The organism is Chondromyces crocatus, assembly GCF_001189295.1.
GTDB classification, from domain to species: Bacteria; Myxococcota_A; Polyangia; order Polyangiales; family Polyangiaceae; genus Chondromyces; species Chondromyces crocatus.
The window spans coordinates 3,836,104-3,861,652 of sequence record NZ_CP012159.1 but is presented as its reverse complement, the minus strand read 5'-3'; the positions used below and the strand labels follow the sequence as shown (position 1 = coordinate 3,861,652).

Below are 25,549 nucleotides of genomic sequence, written 5' to 3'. Positions count from 1 at the left end.
GCTTCTGCGCCCGAGCTGCTCCTCGCTTCTGCGCTGAGGCACGGCTTCGGCACGGCGCTCGTCTGGCAGCATGACACCCTGGCCGTCATCGTCCCCTGGGCGTCGCGGCGTCGATTTCAATCTGCATTTCGGATCGCTCAATGCTGGAGCAGCGGCGTGGACCCGCTGGTGCAGTGCGTCGCCTGCACGAGACGGAAACTGGATCTCGATCACCCAGAACCCCTCATGCGCGGCCTTCCGGATGAAAGCAGCGCGCCATGCAGTCCCGAGGCGCGACGAGAGGAGCTTCGCCGTGTGCCTGCGAGTTCAGTTGCCTCTTCGTGTAACGCGCGCGTTATCCCCTCGAGGACGTTGCTCATTGATCGATGAAATGCGCGGCCGCAGTGATGGGGTCGCCATGGGCAAATGGGATGGGCACTGGATCCGTGGAGGGTGTCGCGCGGGTGACGACCCGAAGCGGACGACGCTATCGGGGGAGCTTCCAGTGTTTTGCGAGGGCGGCAGCGAAGTCCTGCGACGTCTGGGGCTTCTTCAGATCCAGCACCGAAAGCGCCATGACGTCGAGGGGGAGCATGCTGCAGAGCTTTCCGGATCGTTCCCATTGCTCGACGGCGCGCGGCATGGTGGCGACCAGACCGTCGAGGAATGCGATCACGCGCTCGATGTCGCCGGCCATCGAGGGGAGGACGAGGAGCACCTGCTGCTCTCTGACGTCGGTGATCATTGGCGTGCCGTTCTCCAGGGACCAGAGAATGGTGCGCAAGGTCACGTGCAGCCCGGCCCGCGAGGTCTCGACCCCCTGGGGCGAGGGTCGCGAGGTGGGGGACCAGCTCGGGTCCGGGACGTGGACGAGCTGGAAAGTGGGGGTCTCCACGAGGGGTGTGTGCGCGGCGAGCCAGGTGTCGAGCGCCGCGACGGCGTTCTCTCGAATGGCGGCGGGGATGACGAGGATCTTCTCCAGTGTCCGAGCGCCGAGCATCGTCGCCTCGCATTCGGCGAGGGTGCGCGTCTTGGTCGGGGAGAGGCGTGGCTCGTCGTGTCGGGTCCTGGGCTTGGACCAGAGCGCCCGAAGCGCCGCCAGGAAATGGGAGGGGGTAAGGGGGGGGCGATCGTCGAAAGAGGTGTCCTGGGCGTCCTGCATGAGCCTCCGGGCCACGCGGGCAAAGGCCTCGACGAGCAAGGACATGCGCTCACGGAAGCGCTCGGAGCGCTCGGAGCGCTCGGAGCGCTCGCACAGGAAAGCGACGAAGGGGGTGCTGAAGGAGCCTCCCCGGTGATCGGGCTTCTCGAAGTGGAGATGGGCGTAGATGAGATGCCGGGTGAAGACCAGAGGGCCGGTCTGCCCTCCCCATGCCTCCCGGCTCTCGTCCGACAAAGGGGCCAGGCGCAGCGCATGGGATCCCGAGACGATCGGGAACTCGCTCTTCAGGGCGTCCAGGATCCAGTCACCAAGGGCCTGCTCGTCGAAGCTTGGTGGAGGGCCGACATCCACGGTCTGGGCCTGTAGCTCTGAGCGCTCGGTGTGCACGGAGCGCGCACGGTACCACGCGGTTCCCCGGGGCTCGATGGGGACGGCTCGGTGGTGGACCAAAGGTCTTGATCTGGACGATGAGGTAGTAAACGCTTCGAGAGGCGTGGTGATGCTCACCTTTTCTCCGCAACCCCCCCGGAGGTCCTTGAGAGCAAACCTGCTCCCACTCACGCCGCTCGGAAGCACCCCTGCCCTGATGGAGCGGGAGCTGGACTTCGGAGCGCTCGTGGGCGGGCTGGTGGCGCTCGCGCTGGCGATCCTGGCGCTCTGGCTCAGGGCGCGGGAGCGGGCGCGCGCGGCGGAACTGGCCGAGGCGAACGCGGCGCTGAAGCGCGAGGTGGAGGAGCGGCAGCACGCCGAGGAGGTGCTGCGCGCGAGCGAGGCGCGGCTCCGGACGCTGGTGAGCAACTTCTCGAACGGGGCGATCTTTCTCGTCGACCGCGATCTTCGCTACCTGGTGGCCGACGGTCGCGCGCTCCATCCAGCAGGGCTGTCCAGGCAAGGGCTGGAAGGCAAGGCGCTGATCGATACGGTGCCGCCCGAGGAGTACGAGCGCCTCGAGCCACTCTACCGGGCGACCCTGGCGGGGACGGCGCCAGAGAAGATCGAGATCCGGTACGGTGACCGGCTGTACGTCGACTATCCGGTGCCGGTGCGCGGGGACGGAGACGAGATCATCGCGGCGATGATGATCTCGCTCGACGTCACCGAGGTGCGGCGGGTCGAGGAGGAGCGGCGTCGGATCCAGGAGAAGCTCGAGGAGGCGCAGCGGCTGGAGAGCCTGGGGGTGCTGGCTGGGGGCATCGCGCACGACTTCAACAACATGCTGACGGCCATCCTGGGGCACGCGGAGCTGCTGCGGCAGGACCTGCCAGCCCACGCGACCGAGCAGGAGAACGTGGATGCCATCGTCACGGTGACGAAGCGGGCGTCGGATCTGGTCAAGCAGATGCTGGCTTATGCAGGGAAAGGGCGGATCTCGCTGCGACCGCTCGATTTCAACGCGCTGATCCGCGATCTCGGCGAGCTGCTGCGCGCCTCCGTGGCCAAGCACGCGCGCGTCCAGTACGAGCTGGCCGATACGCTGCCGGCGGTGGTCGCCGATGCCGCTCAGTTAAGGCAGATCGTGATGAACCTGATCGTGAACGCCTCCGAGGCGATCGAGGCGCACACGAGCGGGGAGGATGGGCACGACGCCAAGGAGGGCGATGACGCCAGAGAGGGGGAAGCCAGCAGGACAGCGAGAGGGGGCACGATCCTGGTATCCACCGCACTGGAGTCGCTGGAGTCGTCGACCCTCGAACGCCTGGCGCCAGGGACCGAACGCGCGCCGGGTCCTTACGTGAAGTTCACGGTGAGCGACAGCGGGACGGGGATGGACGCAGAGACCGTCACCAAGATCTTCCAGCCGTTCTTCAGCACCAAGTTCGTCGGTCGAGGGCTGGGGCTCGCCGCGGTCCACGGCATCGTGCAGTCGCACCAGGGGCTGCTGCTGGTCGAGAGCGAGCCGAAACAGGGGACGACCTTCCGGGTCTGGTTGCCCGCGAGCGAGCTGAGGCCCGACGAGGAGCTACCCCCGCCCTCCGCGGCGATCGCCGCCAGGCAGCGGACGGTGCTGGTGATCGACGACGAGGAGGTGGTGCGGGTGACGCTTCAGCGGACGCTGGAGCGCATCGGCTTCGTGGTGCGCATGGCCGAGGGCGGGGAGGAGGGGCTGGCGATGCTGCAGGAGGATCGGCAGGACACCGCCCTGGCCATGGTCGATCTGACCATGCCGGACATGCCAGGGGATCATGTGGTACGCGAGCTGCTGAAGGTGAAGCCGGATGTTCCCGTCATCCTGATGAGCGGCTACTGCGAGGAAGACGTGACGGCGAGGTACGGGGAGCTGGGTCACACGGCGTTTCTTCACAAACCGTTCTCGCTCGACGAGCTTCGCACCGTGGTCCGCACGGCCCTGGAACCGTGAATCATGCGCAGGCAGGTGTTCATCGATCCGAGTGGGCTGCGATTATCGACATGAGGTTTCCGCACACATGCCTGGAGTTCCGGAGATGAACCATCCGCCTCGAACAGCACTCCAGGTCGCGATCGGCCTCGGGCCTTCGTGCTGATGGCGCTGGATGGTCTCGATGTCCTCGATGCGCCGGCTCCGACTCTCCCTGGCTCTTCTCGTCGTCGGAGCGGTGACGCTGATCTTTCTGGGCTCCGTGGCGTACCTGGCCACGGTGGAGCGCGGCTCCGTGCTCACCGACCTGGTGTTCGCCGGGCTGCTGATCGCGCTGGCGCTGATTGGTGTGGTGCTCTGGTTGAAGGCGCGGGATCAGGCGTGGGCCCTCCGGGAGGCCAATGAGGCGCTCCGGCGCGAGGTGGTCGAGCGCGCGCACGCAGAGAGCGTGCTCCGGGCGAACGAGGCACGGCTCCGGACGCTGGTGCGGCATTTCCCGGGGGGCGCCGTGTTCCTCTTCGACCACGATCTTCGCTTCCTCGTCGCGGATGGACAGGCGATCGAGGTCGTGAGCCGCGCCGAGCAGCAGCTCGAGGGGCGGACGCTGCGCGAGGCCCTGACGCCGGAGAAGTACGAGGAGGTCGCGCCCATCTTCCTGGCCGCGCTGAAGGAAGAGCCCCAGGAGGCCATCCCGGTGGAGTACGCCGGACGGTTCTTCATGAGCCAGCCCATCGCGGTGCGGGGGGAGAGCGGCGCGGTGGTCGCGGGGCTGGTGATCGCGCTGGACGTGACCGACGTGCGGCAGGCCGAGGAGGAGCGTCGGCGGATGGAGGTGAAGATCACCGAGGCGCAGCGGCTGGAGAGCCTCGGGGTCTTCGCTGGGGGGATCGCCCACGACTTCAACAACATGCTCGCCGCGGTGCTGGGACACGCGGAGGTGCTGAGCCTGGATCTGCGCGCGCGACCCGCAGCGCGGGAGAGCGTCGATGCGGTGATCTCGGTGACCAAGCGGGCCTCGGAGCTGGTGAAGCACATGCTGGCCTACGCTGGCAAAGGGCGGGTCGTGCCGCGGCCGGTCTCGCTCGACGAGGTGATCGGGGGGCTCGACGAGATGCTCGGGGCCGTCGTCGGCAAGCACGCGCGGGTGATCTACCGGCTCGGTGAGGGACTGCCCGCGGTGATCGCCGATCCCGCGCAGCTGCGGCAGATCCTGCTCAATTTGCTGGGGAACGCCTCCGACGCGATCTCGCAGGAGGCGGGGGGCACGATCACGCTGTCGACCTCGGTGGAGCGGCTGTCGCGCTCGGAGCTGGACGAGCTGGCCCCCGGCGCCGACCGGGAGCCAGGGTCATACGTGCGCGTGACCGTGACCGATACCGGTGCGGGGATGGCGCCGGAGCTGATCGGGAGGATCTTCGACCCGTTCTTCTCGACGAAGAGCAAGGTCAGCGGTCGCGGGCTGGGGCTGGCGGCCGTGCAGGGGCTCGTGCGCTCCCACCGGGGGGTGCTCACCGTGGCCAGCACGCCGGGCGAGGGGACGACGTTCCGGGTGTGGTTGCCCGCGAGTGCCGAGACGCCCGAGCCGCTGGGGCCGGCTCGCACCGTGGAGCTGCCAGCGCGGCGCGGGACGGTGCTGGTGATCGACGACGAGGAGGTCATGCGGGTGACCCTGGAGCAGACGCTCGGGCGCCTGGGGTACGTGGTGCGCGTCGCCGAGGATGGGACCGAGGGGATGGTGATGATGCGCGCGGGGATCCCGAACCTGACGCTCGTGCTGGTCGATCTGACGATGCCAGAGGTGTCGGGCGACAAGGTGGTGCGCGCTTCCCGGAAGCTCCGGCCGGACGTGCCGGTGATCCTGATGAGCGGTTACCTCGAGGAGGACGTGATCGAGCGGTACGGTGACCTGGGGCAGGCGGGCTTCCTCCACAAACCCTTCTCCGTGGAAGAGCTGCGCGCGGCGATCCACGACGCCCTCGTGGGCCAGGAGCCCCCCACGGGTCACGGGCCGTTGACAGGGGGTCGGGTGACGCTTACGGGTGCGGAAGCGCGGTGAACGAGCCCGCGATGCATCGAGGCGATGGCGTACTTCGTCAAGGAGATCTTCTACACGCTGCAAGGCGAGGGGCTGCGCGCCGGTCGTCCCGCCGTCTTCTGCCGCTTCACGGGCTGCAATCTGTGGACGGGGCGTGAGGAGGATCGCTCGCGGGCGATCTGCCGCTTCTGCGATACGCAGTTCGTGGGCACGGATGGGCCGGGCGGCGGGCAGTTCGCCACGGCCGGGGCGCTGGCTCGCGCGGTCGCGGCGGCATGGCCGCAGGGGGTTTCGGGGGGAAAGCCGTACGTGGTCTGCACGGGCGGAGAACCGCTGCTGCAGCTCGACGAGCCAGTGATCTCGGCGCTGCACGACGAGGGTTTCGAGGTCGCGGTGGAGACGAACGGGACGCGGCCGGCGCCACGCGGCATCGACTGGATCTGCGTGAGCCCGAAGGCGGGAACGGAGCTTTCGCTGCGGTCGGGGCACGAGCTGAAGCTGGTGTTCCCTCAGGAGGGCGCCGAGCCGGAGCGGTACGAGCACCTCGCGTTCGAGCATTTTCTGCTGCAGCCCATGGATGGGCCCCGGCGCGAGCGCCACACCGAGCTGGCCGTGCGGTATTGCCTGGAGCACCCGCGCTGGCGGCTGAGCCTGCAGACCCACAAGATCCTCCAGATCCCCTGAGCGCGTCGGGCTCCGCTCGCGGGCGGCGGGGAACCCCACGCCGTGCCCCGTCGGGTCGAGACGCGCCGACGGACGGACCGGAGCGGCAAGCGCGCTTGTCGCGGTGGGCCCGATGAGGAACATGCGCGCCATGACGATCGCATTCCTGGGGACTGGCCTGATCGGAGCGGGCCTCGTCGAAGCAGCACTCGGCCGCGGCGAGCAGGTGACGGTGTGGAACCGGAGCCTCGACAAGGCGAAGGCGCTGGAAGCCAAGGGGGCGCGGGTCGCCGAGTCGCCCGCTGCGGCGGTGCGCGGGGCGACGCGGGTGCATCTGGCGCTCAGCGACGACGCCGCGGTGAACGGGGTGGTGGAGCTGATGCGGGCGAGTCTGGAGCCCGAGGCGCTGGTGATCGATCACACCACGACCCAGCCCGAGGCGACGGCGGCCCGCGCCGCGGACTGTGCGCAGCGCGGGGTCGCGCTGCTCCACGCGCCGGTGTTCATGTCGCCCGCGATGTGCCGGGAGGCCAAGGGGATGATGCTCTGCGCCGGCCCCGAGGCGCTGTTCCAGAAGGCCGAGGCGTGGCTGGGGCAGATGACGGGGAAGGTCTGGTATCTGGGGGAGCGATCCGACCTGGCCGCGGCGTACAAGCTGTTCGGCAACGCGATCATCGTCACGCTGTCGGCGGGGCTGTCCGATGTGCTCTCGATCGCGGCGGCCATGAAGATCTCGCCCGAGGACGCCCTCGGGCTGTTCGACAGGTTCAACCCGGGCGAGACCATCCCGCTGCGGGGGGCGCGGATGGCGCGGGGGGAGTTCTCCCAGACGTCGTTCGCGCTGGCCATGGCGCGCAAGGACGTGCGGCTGATGCTGGAGACGGCAGGGGATCTGCCGCTCGCGGTGCTGCCCGGGATCGCGGCGAGGATGGATCAGCTCATCGCGGCAGGCCGGGGAGAAGACGACATGGGGGTCATGGCGGTCGACGCCCTCGCACGTGCTCGCAGCGAGGGCTGACCTCCTTGCGGCGGTGTCGCCTCAGCCGGCGCCGAGCGCCACGCCAGCGGCCCGCTTCGCCGCGGGCAGGAGCGTCCTCGCCAGGATGGTCGGCGTGAACAGGGCCTGGGGCGGCTTGAGCATGTGCATGACTTCCATCATGTCGCGCAGGAGCGCTGGGTCGTCGCCCATCCCCGCCATCAGCAGGTTCATGTAGCGCTGGGCGAGGCGTACGCTGGCCGGGGGGCGGGGGCCCTGGGTGGTGGGGTAACGGAAGTCCTCCCCGATGGCCATGAGCCAGGGGCCGTGGGTGATCTTCGCGAGCTCGCGGTGGAAGCGCGCGGCGAAGCCGGTCAGGGAGTCGCCGCGGAGGCGCTGCGTCATCAGGCCACGGTCGAGGGCCTGCGCGGCCAGCACGGACAGCGCCATCCCCTGGGCGTAGACGGGGTTGAAGGCGCAGAAGGCGTCCCCCACGGTGACGAATCCGTCGGGGGCGCGGCGGAGGCGCTCGTAATGGCGCCGCTGGGTGGCGGTCCCCCGGTAGCCGCAGACCGGAGAGAGAGGGCGTGCTCCCCGCAAGGCGTCGCCGATCGCGGGATCCGGGAGCGCGCGGAGGAACTCGTCGAACCCACGCTCGGTGGCCTCCGGGGCCTCGTCGGCGTAGCCGGTCAAGGTGACGAGCCAGCGGCCCTCCATGGGGTAGATGCCGCCGCCGCGGCTGGACGGGGAGAGGGCGCGGACCACGAGGACCCTCCAGTCATGGCTCGCGTCGGGCGGCGGCTCGTAGAGGCGGCTGGCGTAGCCTGCGCGGGAGTCGACGCGGGTCTCTTCGGGGGCGTCGTGGCCGAGGAGCTGGAGCCAGTGGGGGGCCCTGGACGACCGACCGCTGGCGTCCACCACGAAGGGGGCGTCGAGGATGTCGGAGCGGCCCCCGTCCCGCGCCCGGACGCAGACGCCGCGGATTTGCCGTGCTTCCTGGACCAGCCCGGTGACCTCGTGGCCCGAGACGAAGGTGACGCTCGGGATGCGCTGGATCCGCTCGCGCAGGACCAGCTCGAGCAGGTCCCGGCTGCTGCAATGCCCCAGCATGCCCGAAGGGAAGCGGGGCACCCAGCGGCCGTGCCAGAACATGGCGATGTCGTCGATCCAGTCGATCGGCTCCGCACCGCGGGCGCACAGCTCCGCCGCGAGGCCAGGGAACATGTCGTTCATGAGCTGCTGCCCGCGCAAGAGCAGCAGGTGACAGTGGCGGCTCTGCGGCGCCCCCGCCCGGGGTGCCGGCTGCTGCGGGGGCGTGTCGCGCTCCACCAGCATGACCGATTCGAAGCGCCTGGAGAGCACCTGCGCGGCGAGCAACCCGGCAATGCCCCCGCCGATGACGACGGCACGAGATCGGAATGGAGCCCGCTCGACGCCACGACCATGAAATGGTGAGCGCATCTTGCGCGGACACTACCACTGCATTCGCTTCCTCCTCAATGCGTCCAGCGCGATCGCGATGCCGGCGTTTCGGCATGCCTCCGTCAGCGCGCCCGCACGAAGGGATTCTGTCGTCGCTCTTCTCCGATGGTGGTCGCCGGACCATGCCCGGTGACGACCTGCGTGTCCTCGTCGAGCGCGTAGAGGCGATCACGGATGGATCGCTGGATGAGATCGCTGTCCCCACCCCACAGATCGGTGCGCCCGATGCTGCGCCGGAAGAGCGTGTCCCCAGCGAACACGATGGAGCGCTCCGCGGCCCGCAGGACGAAGCAGACGCTCCCTGGCGTGTGACCCGGCGTGTGGAGGACCTGGAGGTCGAGCCCCCCCGCACGCACCGTGATGTCGTCGCGGAGATCACCGTCGATTTCGGCCTTCTGGGGAAGCGCGCATCCCACGAGCGCGGACTGGACCGGGAGCATTTGATAAAGAAATCGATCGGCCTCGTGAATGCGCGCCGGCGCGCCGGACCATCGTTGCAATGGCGCCGTGGCCCCCACGTGATCGATATGGGTATGGGTATGAACGATCGCCGCAATGGTGGCGCCGTGGCGCTCCAGGCGGCCCTGGATGACGTCGACGTCGCCCCCCGGGTCGACCACGATGGCCTGCTTCGTCGCCGGGTCGATGAGCAGCGAGCAGTTGCACCCGAGCGGGCCTGCTTGAAAAGTCTCGATCAGCACGAGGCCTTGTATCACGGGGCAGCGAGGCGACACATCGATCACCCGGCAAGAACGACCCGCCAGGAGCACGCGTGGCAGCGGCGGTGACGGCGATCCGCGACGTGACGCGGTGCATTCACCTCACCTCGGCAATCTCGACGATTCTCAGCGAATTCCCGCCGCGCGGCGGCGCCTGTCCACCTCGTCCTCCGCGTCATCGTCCGTGTCCGAGATGATGGGACCACCCCGATGCACGCCAGCGCCCCCCTCGTCCCCCCACCCTGCCGGCTCCGCCTCGCTGAAGGGCTCCGCGCCAGCGCGCCCCGAGCGGTCGGGATCCGCGCCTGCAGGATCGAGCCGCCCATGCACTCCCGGCGCGCTCTCACGGGCGTCCACCTCGTCGGCATCCACGTAGCGCTTCTGCTCCACTCCGCCTTGCGGTCCCGCCATGGTTTCCTCCCTCGAAGGTCTACGTGGAGACGGCAGGTGAAACCGTCAACGTGTCGGCTCGTCTTGGGCGAAGCCATACACACCGATCCACCGACTGGACATGCGAAGAAAATGACGCGGCGGGGGGTGTCAATCGGCTGAACCGTGTTACGATTACGTCTCGGCGCCATGCTCGCTGCCACGGCGGCAGCTGCCTTGCCGCTCAAGGAGATCGATATGAGCACCCCCACGAGCGACGAGCAGGTCTGGGCAGAAATGGACCAGATCGATGACCAGGACCTCTTCTTCCAGGGTGACAGCCACGACGAGGTGTCACCGGAGAGCACAGACTTCGAGCCCATCGAAGTCCGATGCGCCGAAGAGGACCCGGCGAAGCAAGTGACCGACTGAGCATACTCCGCTCATCCGAGCGTCCCCTGCCGGCCTTCTGCAGCCGGCGGCGGCGGTGCGGTAAGATGCGCGGAGAAGCATGCGGATCGCCATTTTCGACACTCACCGTTATGACCGCGAGGCTCTGGAAGACGCAAACCAGGGCCGCGAGCATGAACTCGTATTTTTCGAGCCACGCTTGACTCGAACGACGGCGTCGCTGGCCCGAGGCTTCGGCGCCGTCTGCTCCTTCGTGAACGACGAGCTGGACGCCTCGGCGCTCGAAGCTCTCCAGCGCGAAGGGGTGCGGCTCATCGCTCTCCGCTCCGCAGGCTACAACCACGTGGATCTCGAGGCCGCCGAGAGGCTCGATCTCTCCGTCGTCCGGGTCCCTGCCTATTCGCCCCACGCCGTGGCCGAACACGCGGTTGCCCTCGTGCTGGCCCTGAACCGGAAGATTCACCGCGCCTATGCGCGGGTGCGCGAATGGAACTTTTCACTCGATGGGCTGGTGGGATTCGACCTTCACGGCAAAACGGTAGGTCTGGTCGGCACCGGGAATATCGGTGCGGTGGCTGCCAGGATCTTCCACGGATTCGGTTGCCGATTGCTCGGCCATGATCGGCAGCCCGACGGGCGGCTGGAGGCTGCCTTGGGGCTGCGCTACGTGCCGCTCGAAGAGATCTACGAGCAGGCGGACATCCTCTCGCTGCACGTGCCGCTGACGCCAGCCACGCATCACCTCATCGACGCCTCGGCGCTCGCCCGGATGAAATCTGGGAGCTTGCTGATCAACACCGGGCGCGGGGCGCTGATCGACAGTCGGGCGCTCATCGACGCGCTCAAGGTGGGACGCATCGGAGGGGCGGGGCTCGATGTATACGAGGAGGAAGAAGGCGTGTTCTTCCAGGACCTGTCGAGCCAGGTGCTGAAGGACGACACCCTGGCGCGCCTGCTCACGTTCCCGAACGTGCTGATTACCTCACACCAGGGGTTTCTCACGCGCGAGGCGCTCGGAGCCATCGCCAGGACGACGCTCGAGAGCGTCGAGGCCTTCGAGCGCGGGGAGCCGCTCGTGAACGCGGTGCGCGCGGAGGACGTGCGGCCGCGCGGCTGATGTTCACGCGTCGTTCACCGGCGCCGCGTCGAGGCGCGCGAGGAGCGCAGGGGGAACCGGCAGCTTGTCGAGCGGCTCCACCTCGGCGGCGAGCCGGGTGAGGCCCAGCGCTTCATAGAAGTCGCGAATGGGTCCCGGATCCCCCCAGCCGACCCGGAGCGCGTCGAAGCTCAGCTCCAGGGGAGCGTCGTCCCGGAGCGCGACGAGGCGCCGGCTGAGCCGCGCTTCCTCGGCGTGACGGCGAAGCTTTGCTCGCAAGGTGCGCGAGGACTCCCAGTCCGCCTTGTGCAGGACCGTCTCCAGCGAGCCGCGCTTCTGCAGCAGCTCGGCGGCCGTCTTCGCCCCGACGCCCGGGATGCCTGGCACGCCGTCGGAAGCGTCGCCGGACAGGGCGAGCAGATCACCGAGCAGCTCGGGTCCCACGCCCCAGCGAGCGCGGACTTCCTCCGGCCCCGTGACGCGATCCCGGCCATCCCAGATCACGACCCCATCTCCCACGAGCTGGCAGAGGTCCTTGTCATGCGTGACGATGACCACGCGGAGCCCGGCCGCGCGCAGGCGTGTGGTGGCCGCGGCGAGCAGATCGTCGGCCTCGAAGCCCTCGGCCATGAACACGGGGATGCAGTGCGCGTCGAGAAGCTGCCGCACCAGGGGAAACTGCGGATCGAGGTCGGGGTGACGAGGAGGTCGGCTCGCTTTGTACGCAGGGAAGAGGGCCTGCCGGAACGAGGGCGCGAGGGGATCGAGCGCAGCCGCGAGGTAACCGGGGCGACGCTCGACCAGCAACCTGACGAGCATGCCAGCGACGCCGCTGACGGCGCCGATGGGCTCGCCACGGGGAGACTGGAGCGGCGGCATCGCGTGGAAGGCACGATGAACCCAGCCCGCGATGTCCAGCAGGTAGACCGCGTCATCGGCGCCAGGAAGGGGGAGCTCGGCCATCGGGATCTCCGGTTCGAACGGTCGCCTGTGGGGGTGGGTCCTCGTACGGGCCTCGTCCCCACCGGGCCTGCGCAGGAATAGCCCGTCGCGCCGCGGCGCGGCAAAAAGCCGGCCTTTTGCCTGGGGTCGAGATGCGCTACCTCTCCCGGTCCGTATGGACAAGGTCTACAAGAGCGCCATCGACGCAGTGCGGGACATCCCCGCTGGCGCGACGATCCTGGCGGGCGGGTTCGGGCTGTGCGGGATCCCGGAGAACTGCATCCGCGCGCTGCGCGAGCTCGGCACGAGCAACCTCGTGGTGGTCTCGAACAACTGCGGCGTCGACGACTTCGGGCTGGGCATCCTCCTGCGCAACCGGCAGATCCGGAAGATGATCTCGTCGTACGTGGGCGAGAACAAGGAGTTCGAGCGCCAGTACCTCACCGGGGAGCTCGAGGTGGAACTGACGCCCCAGGGGACGCTCGCGGAACGCATCCGCGCAGGTGGCGCCGGGATCCCCGCGTTTTACACACCGACGGGCGCCGGGACGGCGATCAGCGAGGGGGGCCTCCCCGTGCTGTACGACGCCGACGGGTCGGTGAAGCAGTACTCGGAGAAGAAGGAAACCCGCACCTTCGACGGCCGTGAGTACGTGCTGGAGCCCGCCATCACCGGCGACTTCGCCATCGTCAAGGCGTGGAAGGGGGATCGCTACGGCAACCTCGTCTACCGGCACACCGCGATGAACTTCAACCCGATGATGGCGACGGCGGGGCGCGTGACGATCGCCGAGGTCGAGGAGCTGGTCCCGGTCGGCTCGCTGGACCCGAACCACATCCACACGCCCGGGATCTTCGTGCACCGCGTCGTCCAAGGCGAGGGATACGAGAAGCGGATCGAGCGGCGCACGGTCCAGAAAGCCTGACGGGGACGACGATGGGACTGACACGTGAGCAGATCGCACAGCGCGCCGCCCTGGAGCTCCGGGACGGCTACTACGTCAACCTCGGCATCGGCATGCCGACGCTCGTCGCCAACTACATCCCCACCGGGATGGAGGTGGTGCTCCAGAGCGAGAACGGTTTGCTCGGCATCGGGCCTTACCCCGTCGCCGGGCAGGAGGACGCGGACCTCATCAACGCGGGGAAGGAGACGGTGACCATGTTGCCCGGCTCGTCGATCTTCACCAGCGCCGACTCGTTCGGGATGATCCGCGGAGGGCACATCGACCTCGCCATCCTGGGGGCGATGGAGGTCTCCGAGAAGGGCGACCTCGCCAACTGGATGATCCCCGGCAAGATGGTGAAGGGGATGGGCGGGGCGATGGATCTCGTCGTGAGCGCAAAGCGGGTGGTGGTGATCATGGATCACGCTGCCAAGAGCGGCGCACCGAAGATCCTGAAGGAGTGCCAGCTCCCGCTGACCGGGCGCGGGGTGGTCCACCGCATCATCACCGACCTCGCCGTGCTCGACGTGACGCCCGAGGGCCTCATCCTCAAGGAGCTGGCCCCTGGTGTGAGCGCGCGGGACGTGCAGGAGCGCACCGAGCCCACGGTCAAGGTGCCCCCTGACCTCACCGAGATGCGCTTCAGTGTTTGACCCTGGAGTACGCATGGGCTGGCCCGACAAGAACCCTCCCTCCTTCGACGCGAGCGAGAAGCGCTCCCTGGGCGCTGGCGTCTTCCGCCGGTGCGACGGCTGCGGGCAGACGCTCGACGCCGCAGCGCTGGCGGCCAAGTTCGAGGTGTGCCCCGAGTGCGGGCATCACCATCGGCTCGACGCCGCCGGCTGGCGGAAGCTCTTGCTCGACGGAGGCGAACTCACGGCCTGGGACGCACACCTCATGCCGACCGATCCGCTCCGGTTCAGCGACGGCAAGGCCTACAAGGATCGCGTGAGCGTCGCGCAGCGAAAGAGCGGCGCCGGCGAGGCCATCGAGATCGGGCGAGCGCGCATGGCCGGGCGCCCCATCGGCTATGGAGCCTTCATCTTCGACTTCATGGGCGGCAGCATGGGCTCGGTGGTCGGTGAGAAGATCACCCGCCTGTTCGAGCGCGCAGGGGAAGAAGAGCTGCCCGTGGTGCTCCTCTCCGCTTCGGGCGGCGCTCGCATGCAGGAGGGAATCCTGTCGCTGATGCAGATGGCCAAGTGCGTCGCGGCGCTGGAACGCTTCCGCAAGAAGCGCCTGCCGTTCCTGTCCGTGCTGCGCCACCCGACCACCGGAGGCGTTGCAGCGAGCTTCGCCTTCCTCGGGGACGTGAACCTCGCAGAGCCCAGGGCGCTCATCGGGTTCGCGGGGCCGCGGGTCATCGAGAACACGATCCGGCAGACGCTCCCCCAGGGGTTCCAGCGCTCGGAGTTCCTCGTCGACCACGGCATGGTCGACGTGATCGTTTCCCGGCACGAGCTGCGCGATCAGCTCTCGGCAATGCTCGGACACCTGCTCGCGGGAGCGCGGCCGAGGGGGTGAACCGCCTCTCCGAGATGCTCGTCGAGCTCCAGGGCCGCACACGCCGTGGGATGGAGCTGGGGCTCGACCGGATGCAGGACTCGCTCGCCGCCCTCGGCGCACCACATCGCGCGCTCGCATGCGTGCACGTCGCCGGGTCGAACGGCAAAGGCAGCGTGTGCGCGATGGTCGAAGAGGCCGCGCGACGTGCGGGCCTGCGGACCGGGCTCTACACCTCCCCTCACCTGTCGCGGTTCGCCGAGCGGATCCGGATCGACGGCGCGCCGATCGGCGACGCCGCCCTGGCGTCGGCCCTCGAAGCCGCGCTCACGCGGGTCCCTCTGGAGCTGACCTTCTTCGAGGCGATGACGGTGGCGGCGTTCGTTGCCTTCCACGAAGCCGGGGTCGAACTCGCCGTGCTGGAGGTCGGCCTCGGGGGCCGCCTCGACGCCACCAACGTGGTGGAAGCGCCCCTCTGCACGGCGATCACGTCGATCGCGCTCGAGCATACCCAGATCCTCGGAAGCACCCTGCCCGAGATCGCGCGTGAGAAAGCCGGCATCCTCAAGCCAGGTGCGCCGGTGGTGCTCGGCCCGCTCGACACCTCAGCGGAGGCCGCGATCCTCGACCAGGCGCGCGCCGTGGGCGCTGGCTCCGTCTGGCGCGTGCGTCACCCGGGTGAGGGAGGCGAACTCGTGGTCGCGCGCTCGGGGCGACAGGTGCGCGTCGAAGGCCCTCGTGGGCTCGCCATCGAAGCGAAGCTGGGCCTCGCGGGCGCCTACCAGGCCGACAACGCGGCCGTGGCCTGTGGCATCGGCATGCACCTCGCGGAGCGCTGGCCCGCCATCGCGACGGCCTTGCCAGACGCGCTCGAAGGGGTGAAGTGGCCCGGGCGCATGGAACGCCTCGACGCCTCCGGCGTGCAGGTGCTGCTCGACTGCGCGCACAACCCCCACGGCGCTGCTGCGCTCGCCACGGCGCTCGCCGAGGAAGCCATCGAGCCCGAGCAGGTGACGCTCCTGTTCGGCGCCCTCGAAGACAAGGCGTGGCCCGAGATGCTGCGCCTGCTCGCACCGCTCGCTGCACGACGGGTCTACACCGCACCTCAGGGGCGATCCCCGGCGCCGCTCGCTTCGCTCGTGGCCATCGCTTCCGGCGAGACCGAGCCCGAACCCAAGGCCGCGCTCGCACGCGCCCTCGCCATGACGCCCCCGGGCGGGCTGTGCCTCATCGCAGGATCCATCTACCTCGTGGGCGCCCTGCGGGCCTCGATCCTGGGCTTCGAGCCAGACCCCGCGATCGCCCTCTGATCCGCCACCTCCCGTCGACGCGCTCGCCCCTCTGCCGTCCTCCAGCCCCCCCTCCGGCACCGAGGTGAGCATCGCGCGCCCGACCGTGCTGGCCTACACCGTGCCTCGTCCGGGGCATGCTCAGGGTCTCAAGGCGTTCAGCCCGCATTCTCACGCTCATCGGAGCGAGCTTGGCCTCGGTCGCTCTGGCCCGGAACCTCCTCGCCCGTCGAAGGCGGCTCGACCTGCGTGGTCGGGTGGTGGTGATCACGGGCGGCTCACGTGGCCTCGGGCTGCTCATGGCCGAAGAGTTCGGCCGCGCAGGGGCCCGTATCGCCATCTGCGGCCGCGACGCCGACGCACTTTCCAGGGCGCGCACGCACCTGGAGACGCTGGGGATCGAGGTCCACGCGCTCGGCTGCGATCTGGGCGAGCGCGAGGAGGCCGAGGCCTTCGTCGACGGTGTGGTCGATGTTTTCGGGCGCATCGACGTGCTGGTGAACAACGCCGGCGCCATCCACGTCGCCCCGGTCGAGGAGAGCGGTGTCGAGGGCATCGAGGAGGCCATGCGCTCGAACTTCTGGAGCGCGACCTACGTGACCCTGCACGCACTGCCCCACCTGAAGGCGCGCGGGAGCGCCGGCAGGATCGTGAACATCACCTCGGTGGGGGGCCGCGTCGCCATCCCGCACATGGTGGGCTACGCCGCGTCGAAGTTCGCGATGGCCGGCTTCTCCGAAGGTCTGTGCGTGGAACTCGCTCGAAGCGGGATCAAGGTGACCACGGTCGTGCCGGGCCTGATGCGCACGGGGTCCATCTACAACGCCACGTTCGGGGGCGACGCGGAGGCCGAGTTCGCGTGGTTCAGCGTGCTGGCGTCGTTGCCCATCGTGAGCGTGAGCGCGCGCCACGCCGCGCGCGCCATCGTCAGAGCGACCCTCGATGGGCGGCAGGAGGTGAAGCTCGGCCTCTCCGCCCACGCGGCCAGCCTGGCGCATGGCATGGCGCCGGGGTTCACCACGCGCGCGATCGCCGCCGCCGGCAGTCTCTTCCCGTCGTCCGAGCCGCAGGACGCCGAAGAAGCTCCGCGCGTGCAGCGAGGCCGCGACGTGGACAGCGCTCTGCCCGGGTCGATGGCCGTGCGCTTGTCGGACGACGCAGCGCGAAACAACAACGAGGCGCCGCCATCAGCGGCCCGTGAAGCGAGCCGATCGCGATAGTCGGCCTCCATCCGCTCTGCTAGAAATCGCGGTCCACCAACGAACCCAGGGTTGACCGTGGCGAAGCAGACGAAGAAAACCTCCCCCGCCGCGTCCACCGCGGCCACGACCCCTCCTCTCCGCAAGCTCTTCGGCACCGACGGCGTGCGCGGCGTGGCCAATGTGCCGCCGATGACGCCCGAGATGGCGCTGCGGCTCGGTCGAGCGATCACCTACGTCGCCAAGCGCAGCAAGAACCGGCAGGTGCGCGTCGTGGTGGGCAAGGACACCCGCCTCTCCGGCTACATGCTCGAGACCGCGCTCGCGTCGGGCATCTGCGCGATGGGCGGCAGGGTAATGCTGAGCGGTCCCATCCCGACCCCCGCGGTCGCTCAGCTCACGCAGAGCATGCGCGCGGACGCCGGCATCGTGATCAGCGCGAGCCACAACCCCTACGACGACAACGGGATCAAGATCTTCGGCCCCAACGGATTCAAACTGCCCGACGCCGACGAGGCGGAGATCGAGCGCCTCATGGAGAGCGACGAACTCGACGAGGGCCGCGCCGTCGGCAACCACATCGGGAGCGCCGTGAAGCTCGACGACGCGCGCGGCCGCTACGTCGTGTTCTGCAAGAACACCTTCCCGGCCCACCTGACCCTGGACGGAGTGAAGGTGGTCGTCGACGCCGCGCACGGCGCCGCTTACCGCGTCGCGCCGACCGTCTTCAGCGAGCTGGGGGCATCGGTGACGGCCCTCGGCGTGAAGCCGAACGGCTGCAACATCAACCGCGACGCAGGCGCGCTGCACCCCGAGCACGTGAAGCACGAGGTCCTGAAGCGGAAGGCAGCGCTGGGCATCGCGCTGGATGGCGACGCAGACCGCGTGATCATGGTCGACGAGCGCGGCGAGGTGGTCGACGGCGACGCGATCATGGCGATGTGCGCGCTGCAGATGCTGCGCCACGAGCGGCTCCCCAAGCGGACCCTCGTGGCCACGGTGATGAGCAACCTCGGCCTGGAGCGAGCCCTCGAGGCGCATGGCGGGCGCGTGGAGCGCACCGCCGTGGGAGATCGGTACGTCGTCGAGGCCATGCGCGCTGGAGGGTACTGCTTCGGCGGAGAGCAGTCGGGGCACCTCATCTTCCTGGATCACGCCACGACGGGTGACGGGATCGTCGCCGCGCTCAAGGTGCTGGCGATCATGATCGAGGAAGGCAAGCCGCTCAGCGAGCTCGCGAACCAGGCCATGCAGCGCGTGCCGCAGGTGCTGGAGAACGAGACCTTCAAGACGCGGCTGCCGACGGAAAGCATGGTGAAGATGCAGACCGCCGTCGTCCGGGTGGAGAAGGAGCTTGGCGATCGCGGGCGGGTGCTGGTGCGGTGGAGCGGCACCGAGCCGAAGCTCCGGGTGATGGTGGAGGGAGAAGACGCGGACAAGATCCGCACCTTCGCACAGGACATCCTGGCAGCCGCGCGGCTCGATCTGTCAGCCCCCGCGGGCTGAAGAGGGCCGCGGTCGCCCGAGGAGGGTGTGACGGATCGAGGTGAGCCGCGGTCGCCTGGGGAGCACCGCGGCTGGACGAAGAGGGAGGCCGCGGCCGCTCGAACAGCGGCCTCGTGGGTTCAGCGCTTCTGCGTCTGGTTCGCGACGGCTTCCGCCTTCTGCCGGGCAGCCTCCTGGTCACCCAGGTAGTAGTTCTTCTGCGGCTTCAGGTTCTCGTCCAGCTCGTAGACCAGCGGCACCCCGGTCGGGATGTTGAGCCCGACGATGGCCTCGTCGGAGATCCCGTCCAGGTACTTGATCAGCGCGCGCAGGCTGTTGCCGTGAGCGACGATGAGCACCCGCTTGCCCTCCTTGATCGAGGGCGCGATGGTCTCATGCCAGTACGGCAAGAAGCGCGCGACCGTGTCCTTGAGCGCCTCGGAGAGCGGGAGATCCTCGGGACGAAGGCCAGCGTACCGGGGATCGCGGCTCGGGTGCCGTTCGTCGTCGGCCGTGAGCGGCGGAGGCGGCGTGGCGTAGCTGCGGCGCCAGATCTTCACCTGCTCCTCGCCGAACTTCTCGACCATCTCCGTCTTGTCGAGTCCCTGGAGGGAGCCGTAGTGACGCTCGTTCAAGCGGTAGCTCCGGTGCACCGGGAGCCACATGCGATCCATGTTGTCGAGGAGGATCCACAGGGTGCGGATGGCGCGCTTCAGAACGGACGTGTACGCGACGTCGAAGTCGAAGCCGCCTTCCTTGAGCAGCCGGGCCGCTTCGCGGGCTTCTTCGCGACCTTTGTCGGTCAGATCGACGTCGGTCCAGCCGGTGAAGCGGTTCTGCAGGTTCCAGAGGCTCTCGCCATGGCGAATGAGGACGAGCTTGGTCATGCGGCCACCTTGAAAGAGCTGCGCCTCGAACGCTACCCCCAAGGTGGCGTGCGAGGGCAGATTCGGCCACCAGAACCTGCCTCTCCTCGGGCGGAGAGACCGCGCATCACTTCAGCAGCTTCATCAGCGCCCCGTCACGCGCCGGCACGCCGGGCTCCGCGTCGGGAGAGCCTCCGTTCAACCAGTAGATGGCCTCGCCATCCACCGCGATGGCACCAGGCCGGCGCTGACCGCTGGCGATCACTTCGGCAGCCCCTCCCGCCTTCGGAGCGCGCAGGATCGTCCCATCTCCCCGGTTGGACCAGTACACGTGAGCGTCATCCACGGCGACGCCGCTCGGCAGCGGTTGGTCCTGGAAGAGCACCTCCGGCGCCCCGAAAGCGCTGCTGTCGATGGCCACCCGCGAGATCGTCCCGCCGTCGAAGCTGGCCCAGTAAACGGCCGTGGCGCGGCCATCCGCATCCACATCGAAGGCGAGGGCGCGCGGCGTGAGCTGCTGCTGCGCGATCACCTCGGGCGGCGCAGTCCCACGCTGGCATGCCACGGCGCCATCGCCGACGGCGAGCGTCCCCTGATAGGTCCAGCACGCGACATCCACCGTGGCCTCCACACGGTGCGGTGACTTGCCGAGCGTGGCTCCGGGCGAGACCGAGCTGGGCTGCCCCTGGACCGTGAGGCTCGTCCCCTCGCCCGTCGTGGCGATCGTCATCAGCTCGTCCCCCCACATCTCCGCCCACAGCAGCGAACCAGCGCGTCGCGCGATGCCGTCCGGCAACCTGCGCTCTCCCAGCAAGGTCGTCACGACGCCCAGGGAAGGCGACACCGCGAGCAAGGCCCCTTCCTCGACCGAAGCTCCCGCCGTGGTGAAGAAGACGAGGTCCGATGCTTCGTCCACCGCGAGATCGCGCGGCGCCACCAGGTTCGTCGCAAGGCTCTTCGGCTCACCGCCGCCGAGCGGCACCGATTTGACCGCCCCCTCGCCCGCCGAGGCCCCGCTCGCATCGAACTTGCCCGACTCGATCCAGTAGATGCCGCTGGGCGCCACGGTCAGCGCGACCGGGTGCGTGAGGCCGAGCGCGATCGGCAGCGGGCGCGCGACATCGGCCTGCGTGTACTGCACCCCTGAAGAGGACCAGGGGCCACAGGTCGGGAGGTCGGTCCCCTTCTGCCTGCACGTGTCCACCCCCGCCGCAGCGATGGTGAGGCCGAGCAGCGTCCCGGCTTCCGCGCGATCACACACGGCGTCCGGCAACCTGAGACGATCGCCCTCGATGGACTTCCACCCCGCATCGACGCCAGCGTCGAGCGGAACGAAGCAGCCAAGCTCCCCACAGATGCCACCGCCCTGGGTCCTCAGCGCCACGTTCAGCGCAGCGCCCCCGGGGGGGACATCGGCCACACAGGCCCGCTGGCCATCGGCAAGGGCCATGAATTTCGGCTGTGTGGCAGCCCCTTGCCCGAAGCAGCTCAGCGTGTCGAAGCACAGGCCGTCGCCTGCGCCGCTCCCTCCGCCGAAGACCTCGGCGCGCACGAAATCAGGCAAATCATCCGACGGCAGGTCGGCCACCACGCAAGAGCCGGCGATGCACGTCTGGCCCTCCGCGCAGGAACTCTTCACCACCACCTGGCCATCCGCGTCGCGCTTGACGTTCCCCTGCTCGTCGCGCTCGACCTCGGCCGAGCCGTAGCAGAGGAACTGGATCGGCACCTGCAACATGGCGGTCCGGCCATCGGGGACGGTGGTCACCACCTCTCGGAGCACCTGCACACCCTCGTCACTGCCCCGGCTCCCGATGACCCGCAGACGCAGCGGCAGCGAGGGATCGTCCGGTGTCAGGAACCCGAGCGTCGCGGGCAGCTTGATGCTGTCTTCCTCGCCGAGCCGCCGGTACGTCTCGTCGAACACGACGGCCCCTTCGACCGTCACCAGGAGGCGGATCGCGTCGATGTCCTTGGGGAGCGACATGTCCGTCTGGAAGACGAGCATCAGCTGCCCCTTGGAGCCGGAGCACGAGGCCGCTCCCATCGCCGCGCTCAGAGCAAGCGCTGCCGCTGCAACCCCCGTCCGAATCCGAGCCAACCTTTTCACGATCTTCAACTCCGCGCCATTGGGGAGGCATCCCTGGATCTAGCGGACGGCGATGATCTCGACGCTACTCCGCTGATCCTACTCTACCCGATCCGGCGGAACGTGGAGAGCCTGTCCAGCAGGCTGGACCGAGCGGATCGGTCGACCTGCCGGCGGCACAGCAAAGCGGGAGTGTCGCTCCGGGGAGCTTCGGTGAGAACCGGCCAGCCCATCGAGGAGCGAGGGATGCAGGGGGAGGCTCGGTCCTTGAAAGGACGACCGGCTGTTCCAGGGGTCTGTCCGGCCGTCCGGGCACCTCTCGAGCGATTTCAACGAGTTGACTGAAAGGGACCTGGAGGTCACCCCCACCATGACCTGGAGGTCACCCCCACCATGACGTCGTGATCGTCGACCATGACCTGGTGGTCCATGACCTCGACCTCGCGGTCACGTCACCACGACCTCTTGGTCGCCGACCATGACCTGGTGGTCGTCGACCATGACCTGCTGGTCCATGACCTCGCCCTCGTGGTCACCCCACCATGACCTCGTGGTCGCCGACCATGACCTGGTGATCCATGACCTCGCCCTCGTGGTCACCTCACCATGACCTGGTGGTCGTCGACCATGACCTGGTGGTCCATGACCTCGCCCTCGTGGTCACCTCACCATGACCTGGTGGTCGTCGACCATGACCTGGTGGTCCATGAGCGCGATCTGGAAGTCACTCCACCATGACCTGGAGATGGTCCTGAGACGAACGGGAGTCTCTCGCCTCCGGGATGGGTTCTCCCGATCGTGACGCAGCTCGCTCTGACCATCGAGGAGAGGGGGCGCTGCACGGTCCGCCGACACCACGATGAACGCCGGGAGCAGCGCAGGCTTTGCGAAGCGCCTGGCTGGGCGCACGGCCTGTATCCAAGCCGTCGGCGGAGGACACAGGCCCGTGGATCGATCGTCCGAAGAGTTCGGGGAGCAGGGTCAGAAGATCTGACAGTTCGTCATGTGCTCGGACGGCTCCGCGAGATCGTTGCAGTGCATGACCGCGAGAGGCCTGGGCAGATCGTCGAGGTTCCCCACCACGAACACCGACGACGCTTGCTGACTGTGGAATGTCAGCGGAGGGCTGGTGATCAGATCGTCGGCCTCGTCGGTCAACCGCACGGAGATCGTCGTCCCCGAGCGCGGCAGGAGCGAGAGAAACCCGAGCCCGTCGGCTCCGACGCCCGAGCGCCCGAAGGGCACCTCGGTCACCACAGCGGAGAAGGCCGCGCCCGAGCCTTCTCCGATGTCCACCAGCTTGGCGTCGGGCACCGCATGGAAGAGGCGCACGCTCGTCGACCCGCTCGCGACGGACGACTCGTCGGGCAGCAGCTCCAACCTGAACCTCTCGGCCGTGAGCACGGCGTCCATCTCTCCCAGGGCTGCCAGGGTGCTGCGCCGTCCCGGCGCGAGGACCACGTTGTCCATGTCGCTGGCGCCCAGGAAATGGGACTCGCAGTCGAGCGCGCCCACGTCCACCAGCCGGATCGTGTACGTGCCGGGCGCGAACGAGAAATAGCGGGTCACCGAGGTGTACTTGATCCCGCCCTCGACGCCGAGGCCGCCCATCAGCGGCCCGAGCCGCTCGTCGCCGTGGATCAAGCACACGTCGAACGCCGCGCCGTTCGGGGAGAGGTGTGCGACGCGTAGCTCCGACTGTGGAGTGACCTCGGGCCTTCCGTCGTCACTCCCCCCGCGGCCACCAGGGCCGCCTTCTCCCATCCCACCTCCATCACCGCCTCGGTCGGGCAGTCGGCCGTACTCCTCGACCGTGACGCCTTCCTCCGCGCCGCAGCCCACGTTGACGCCAGAAACGCCGAGCATCAAGCCGATCACGAGCAAGCCGTGTCCGCGCTTCGTCATGTGCATCCCCTCCGAGCTTCGATGCAGCAGGAGGAAGTCCCTGCGCGCGGCGCTCGCGAGGAAACACGAAGCAGGAAGATCGGCGTGGATTACGCCGAGCACGTCGGCGCCCCGTATGCCCGCGTCACGCGTCGAGCAGCGGCAGCTCCACAGTGAAGGTGGAGCCCTGACCGACGGCGCTGTCGACGCGCACAGCGCCACCATGCACCTCGACGATCTGACGCACGATCCACAGGCCTAGGCCCAACCCGCCGTAGTTGCGCTCCGACACGGCTCGCTCGAACCGCTCGAAGATGCGGCCCTGATCCTCGGGGGCCACACCGATGCCTTCGTCGCGCACGACGAGCTGGGCGGTGCCCTCCCCGCGCCGCAGCGACAGCTCGATCGGCCTGCCCTTGCCGTACTTGGCTGCGTTCGAGAGCAGGTTGGAGAGGATCTGATCGACCCGCGCGCGATCCCAGTGACCGACCAGCTCGCCTTCCACGCGGAGCCGCACGTCACACCCGGCGCGCGCCAGCTCGTCCGCCATGCGAGCGAGGACATCACGGGCCAGCGCGGTGAGCTCCACGCTCTCGAGGTGAAGCGACAGACGCCCCGAGGTGATCCGTGAGACGTCCAGCAGCTCGTTGGTCAGCTTCCCGAGTCGGTCGACCTGACGCAGGCAGGACCCGAGCCGCCTGGATGCCACGTTCTGCTCGCCCCCCGCGCCAGCCACCGAGGGGAGCCTCGCCAGGCCTTGCAGGCTGAGCTGAAGCGCGGTGAGCGGCGTCTTCAGCTCGTGCCCGGCGATGCCGAGGAAATCGTCCCGGACCCGCACCGCCTGCTGGGCGTGCTGGAACAAGCGGGTGTTGTCGATCACGACCGCCACCCGCTGCCCGAGCTCATCGGCCCACGTCGTGTCCTCGTCGGTATAGGCGGCACCGACCTCACGACCGAACGAGATCATGCCCACGGGGCGGCCACGCGCCCACAGCGGGACCAAGATCGACCAGCGGACGCCCGCCTGTCGGAGCGCGACCAGCAGCTCGTCGTCCTCGCGCAGGGACGGAGGTCCCCCGTCCCCCCCGTCGACCCGAGGCAGGTGCTGGTCGAGCAGAGGCCGCCGCTCTTCGAGGGTCGAGTGCGAGGCGCAGCTCCGCTCGCCATCGTCGAGTCGTCCACGCGCGACGCGCAAAAGGCGCTCTTTTCGTGGGTCGACATGCGCCAGCGCGACGTGCCAGCGTCCACCGTCCAGGTCCAGCAGATCGACCATGCACAGATCGGCGAACCCCGGTAGCACCAGCCTCGCGAGCGATTCCACGGTCGCTTCCACGTCGAGCGAAGAGCCGAGGAGGGTGGTCGCGTCCGCGAGCAACGTCAGCCGCTCCCGCGCGACCTCGGCGGCACGCCGCGCCTCTCGCTCCTTCGCGAAGAGCAGCGCGTTCTCGATCGCGACACCTGCACGGCGAGAGAGGTCCTCGAGCAGCTCGCGGTCGACCTCCGAGAAGACGGCGCTCCCGCGTGAACGGGCGACCACGAGGGTGCCAAAGGCGCACCCGCGCCCGACGAGAGGTAGAACGATCAAGCTGTGCATCCCCAGCCGCCCTGGATGCGCTCGGGGGTTCGTCGAGATGGCGGCGAGGACGTCGGCGGTCGAGGTGCGCGGGAGGAAGATGCTCTGCCCCGCGGCCATCGCCCGCCCGTTCAGCCCCTCGTCCGGCTGCAGCCGAACGGCTCGAAGCAGCTCGACCAGGGCCTCATGGCTCTGCGGGTCACGGTGTCGCATCGCCGCGGGCTCGAGCGCGCCGCCGTCGTCGGCCAGCATCCAGACGACCACCATGTCGCCGATCTCGTCGGTGATCTTGCGCGCGACCTCTCGGAGCAGCGCGGAGAGATCGAGGCCAACTTCGGCGAAGCGTTCGGAGGCTTCGGCGATGATGCGAAGTCGCATCGCCGTCCTCCGGGTCTCCTCCAGGAGCATCGTCGCCTCCGCTGCGGTCGAATCCGCATAGTTCTGGGCACAGGACGCCCCGTGGAGCGGGGCGGGGACCTCGGGCCGTGTCTCCGCGGACTCTTCCGGAGAGGAGTCCGAGCGACGATCCAGAGGCCCTGTGTC

22 protein-coding genes are annotated in these 25,549 nt (G+C 68.9%); 12 read left to right on the top strand and 10 right to left on the bottom strand.

All coding sequences use genetic code 11. From position 1 onward, the window contains the following. Window positions 1–466 precede the first annotated feature (466 nt). Complete coding sequence (locus CMC5_RS42555; RefSeq protein ID WP_169796545.1) at window positions 467–1,528, bottom strand: hypothetical protein; 1,062 nt, start codon at window positions 1,526–1,528, stop codon at window positions 467–469. Between the two features lie 199 nt (window positions 1,529–1,727). Here CMC5_RS42555 and CMC5_RS14440 point away from each other — a divergent pair, with 199 nt between their 5' ends. The 4 genes from CMC5_RS14440 (at window position 1,728) to CMC5_RS14425 (ending at window position 7,195) form a co-directional block, all read left to right on the top strand. After that, entirely contained in the window at window positions 1,728–3,500 is a 1,773-nt protein-coding gene (locus CMC5_RS14440) for a hybrid sensor histidine kinase/response regulator (RefSeq protein ID WP_050430968.1), read from the top strand. Window positions 3,501–3,663: 163 nt separating this feature from the next. Then, window positions 3,664–5,535 (top strand): hybrid sensor histidine kinase/response regulator, encoded by a 1,872-nt coding sequence (locus CMC5_RS14435; protein WP_050430967.1) that lies wholly within the window; start codon window positions 3,664–3,666, stop codon window positions 5,533–5,535. Window positions 5,536–5,559: 24 nt separating this feature from the next. Further along, the gene (gene queE / locus CMC5_RS14430; RefSeq protein WP_050430966.1) at window positions 5,560–6,198 is read left to right on the top strand and encodes a 7-carboxy-7-deazaguanine synthase; all 639 of its coding nucleotides are present in this window, start codon (window positions 5,560–5,562) and stop codon (window positions 6,196–6,198) included. Between the two features lie 130 nt (window positions 6,199–6,328). Next, complete coding sequence (locus tag CMC5_RS14425) at window positions 6,329–7,195, top strand: NAD(P)-dependent oxidoreductase (RefSeq protein WP_050435897.1); 867 nt, start codon at window positions 6,329–6,331, stop codon at window positions 7,193–7,195. 21 nt (window positions 7,196–7,216) lie between these two features. Here CMC5_RS14425 and CMC5_RS14420 read toward each other — a convergent pair whose 3' ends face one another. The 3 genes from CMC5_RS14420 to CMC5_RS14410 form a co-directional block, all read right to left on the bottom strand. Further along, window positions 7,217–8,614 carry an FAD-dependent oxidoreductase gene (locus CMC5_RS14420; RefSeq protein ID WP_063796273.1) on the bottom strand — a complete coding sequence of 466 codons (1,398 nt, stop codon included), beginning with the start codon at window positions 8,612–8,614 and terminating at the stop codon, window positions 7,217–7,219. Window positions 8,615–8,697: 83 nt separating this feature from the next. Continuing rightward, window positions 8,698–9,336 carry an MBL fold metallo-hydrolase gene (locus tag CMC5_RS14415; protein ID WP_082362487.1) on the bottom strand — a complete coding sequence of 213 codons (639 nt, stop codon included), beginning with the start codon at window positions 9,334–9,336 and terminating at the stop codon, window positions 8,698–8,700. Between the two features lie 144 nt (window positions 9,337–9,480). Beyond that, window positions 9,481–9,765 (bottom strand): hypothetical protein, encoded by a 285-nt coding sequence (locus CMC5_RS14410; protein WP_156338585.1) that lies wholly within the window; start codon window positions 9,763–9,765, stop codon window positions 9,481–9,483. 168 nt (window positions 9,766–9,933) lie between these two features. On the opposite strand from CMC5_RS14410, the gene CMC5_RS14405 reads away from it, so the two are divergent. Next, complete coding sequence (locus CMC5_RS14405; RefSeq protein ID WP_050430962.1) at window positions 9,934–10,155, top strand: hypothetical protein; 222 nt, start codon at window positions 9,934–9,936, stop codon at window positions 10,153–10,155. A 79-nt stretch (window positions 10,156–10,234) separates the two neighbouring features. Next, window positions 10,235–11,251 (top strand): 2-hydroxyacid dehydrogenase, encoded by a 1,017-nt coding sequence (locus CMC5_RS14400; RefSeq protein ID WP_050430961.1) that lies wholly within the window; start codon window positions 10,235–10,237, stop codon window positions 11,249–11,251. Between the two features lie 3 nt (window positions 11,252–11,254). Here CMC5_RS14400 and CMC5_RS14395 read toward each other — a convergent pair whose 3' ends face one another. Next, window positions 11,255–12,193: a 5'-3' exonuclease gene (locus CMC5_RS14395; protein WP_050430960.1), complete on the bottom strand. Its 939-nt coding sequence runs from the start codon at window positions 12,191–12,193 to the stop codon at window positions 11,255–11,257. Between the two features lie 154 nt (window positions 12,194–12,347). Here CMC5_RS14395 and CMC5_RS14390 point away from each other — a divergent pair, with 154 nt between their 5' ends. The 6 genes from CMC5_RS14390 (at window position 12,348) to glmM (ending at window position 18,615) form a co-directional block, all read left to right on the top strand. Beyond that, window positions 12,348–13,097, top strand: coding sequence for a CoA transferase subunit A (locus CMC5_RS14390; RefSeq protein ID WP_050430959.1), 750 nt, complete (start codon window positions 12,348–12,350; stop codon window positions 13,095–13,097). Window positions 13,098–13,108: 11 nt separating this feature from the next. Next, entirely contained in the window at window positions 13,109–13,771 is a 663-nt protein-coding gene (locus CMC5_RS14385; RefSeq protein ID WP_050430958.1) for a CoA transferase subunit B, read from the top strand. 13 nt (window positions 13,772–13,784) lie between these two features. Continuing rightward, window positions 13,785–14,642 (top strand): acetyl-CoA carboxylase, carboxyltransferase subunit beta, encoded by an 858-nt coding sequence (gene accD / locus CMC5_RS14380; protein ID WP_050430957.1) that lies wholly within the window; start codon window positions 13,785–13,787, stop codon window positions 14,640–14,642. Then, the gene (locus tag CMC5_RS14375) at window positions 14,639–15,931 is read left to right on the top strand and encodes a bifunctional folylpolyglutamate synthase/dihydrofolate synthase (protein ID WP_245678438.1); all 1,293 of its coding nucleotides are present in this window, start codon (window positions 14,639–14,641) and stop codon (window positions 15,929–15,931) included. The genes accD and CMC5_RS14375 overlap by 4 nt, the downstream gene beginning before the upstream one ends. Before the next feature lie 170 nt (window positions 15,932–16,101). After that, window positions 16,102–17,130: an SDR family NAD(P)-dependent oxidoreductase gene (locus tag CMC5_RS14370; RefSeq protein ID WP_245678437.1), complete on the top strand. Its 1,029-nt coding sequence runs from the start codon at window positions 16,102–16,104 to the stop codon at window positions 17,128–17,130. A gap of 57 nt (window positions 17,131–17,187) precedes the next feature. After that, window positions 17,188–18,615 carry a phosphoglucosamine mutase gene (glmM, locus tag CMC5_RS14365; RefSeq protein ID WP_218920265.1) on the top strand — a complete coding sequence of 476 codons (1,428 nt, stop codon included), beginning with the start codon at window positions 17,188–17,190 and terminating at the stop codon, window positions 18,613–18,615. Window positions 18,616–18,734: 119 nt separating this feature from the next. Here the strand turns inward: glmM and gpmA are convergent, their stop codons facing one another. From gpmA to CMC5_RS14340, 5 genes are all read right to left on the bottom strand, one after another. Next, a complete protein-coding gene (gene gpmA / locus CMC5_RS14360) occupies window positions 18,735–19,481 on the bottom strand; it encodes a 2,3-diphosphoglycerate-dependent phosphoglycerate mutase (protein WP_050430955.1) in 747 nt (248 codons plus the stop codon). 106 nt (window positions 19,482–19,587) lie between these two features. After that, on the bottom strand, window positions 19,588–21,468 hold the full coding sequence (locus CMC5_RS14355) for an NHL repeat-containing protein (protein ID WP_245678436.1): 1,881 nt from the start codon (window positions 21,466–21,468) through the stop codon (window positions 19,588–19,590). A 741-nt stretch (window positions 21,469–22,209) separates the two neighbouring features. Then, window positions 22,210–22,458: a hypothetical protein gene (locus CMC5_RS14350; RefSeq protein ID WP_050430953.1), complete on the bottom strand. Its 249-nt coding sequence runs from the start codon at window positions 22,456–22,458 to the stop codon at window positions 22,210–22,212. Between the two features lie 72 nt (window positions 22,459–22,530). Further along, window positions 22,531–23,454, bottom strand: a complete 924-nt coding sequence (locus tag CMC5_RS14345; RefSeq protein ID WP_169796543.1) for a DUF4397 domain-containing protein — start codon at window positions 23,452–23,454, stop codon at window positions 22,531–22,533. A 124-nt stretch (window positions 23,455–23,578) separates the two neighbouring features. Further along, window positions 23,579–25,384 carry a sensor histidine kinase gene (locus tag CMC5_RS14340; protein WP_169796542.1) on the bottom strand — a complete coding sequence of 602 codons (1,806 nt, stop codon included), beginning with the start codon at window positions 25,382–25,384 and terminating at the stop codon, window positions 23,579–23,581. Window positions 25,385–25,549 lie beyond the last annotated feature (165 nt).

Bases quoted from the DNA above. Each gene is read 5' to 3' on its own strand.
- CMC5_RS14395 (WP_050430960.1), bottom strand. From the start codon at position 12,193: ATGGCCGAGCTCCCCCTTCCTGGCGCCGATGACGCGGTCTACCTGCTG.
- queE (WP_050430966.1), top strand. From the start codon at position 5,560: ATGGCGTACTTCGTCAAGGAGATCTTCTACACGCTGCAAGGCGAGGGG.
- accD (WP_050430957.1), top strand. From the start codon at position 13,785: ATGGGCTGGCCCGACAAGAACCCTCCCTCCTTCGACGCGAGCGAGAAG.
- CMC5_RS14440 (WP_050430968.1), top strand. From the start codon at position 1,728: ATGGAGCGGGAGCTGGACTTCGGAGCGCTCGTGGGCGGGCTGGTGGCG.
- CMC5_RS14390 (WP_050430959.1), top strand. From the start codon at position 12,348: ATGGACAAGGTCTACAAGAGCGCCATCGACGCAGTGCGGGACATCCCC.
- CMC5_RS14355 (WP_245678436.1), bottom strand. From the start codon at position 21,468: ATGCTCGTCTTCCAGACGGACATGTCGCTCCCCAAGGACATCGACGCG.
- CMC5_RS14400 (WP_050430961.1), top strand. From the start codon at position 10,235: ATGCGGATCGCCATTTTCGACACTCACCGTTATGACCGCGAGGCTCTG.
- CMC5_RS14345 (WP_169796543.1), bottom strand. From the start codon at position 23,454: ATGACGAAGCGCGGACACGGCTTGCTCGTGATCGGCTTGATGCTCGGC.
- CMC5_RS14425 (WP_050435897.1), top strand. From the start codon at position 6,329: ATGACGATCGCATTCCTGGGGACTGGCCTGATCGGAGCGGGCCTCGTC.
- CMC5_RS14340 (WP_169796542.1), bottom strand. From the start codon at position 25,384: ATGCGACTTCGCATCATCGCCGAAGCCTCCGAACGCTTCGCCGAAGTT.
- CMC5_RS14405 (WP_050430962.1), top strand. From the start codon at position 9,934: ATGCTCGCTGCCACGGCGGCAGCTGCCTTGCCGCTCAAGGAGATCGAT.
- CMC5_RS14435 (WP_050430967.1), top strand. From the start codon at position 3,664: ATGTCCTCGATGCGCCGGCTCCGACTCTCCCTGGCTCTTCTCGTCGTC.
- CMC5_RS14420 (WP_063796273.1), bottom strand. From the start codon at position 8,614: ATGCGCTCACCATTTCATGGTCGTGGCGTCGAGCGGGCTCCATTCCGA.
- gpmA (WP_050430955.1), bottom strand. From the start codon at position 19,481: ATGACCAAGCTCGTCCTCATTCGCCATGGCGAGAGCCTCTGGAACCTG.
- CMC5_RS14410 (WP_156338585.1), bottom strand. From the start codon at position 9,765: ATGGCGGGACCGCAAGGCGGAGTGGAGCAGAAGCGCTACGTGGATGCC.
- CMC5_RS14385 (WP_050430958.1), top strand. From the start codon at position 13,109: ATGGGACTGACACGTGAGCAGATCGCACAGCGCGCCGCCCTGGAGCTC.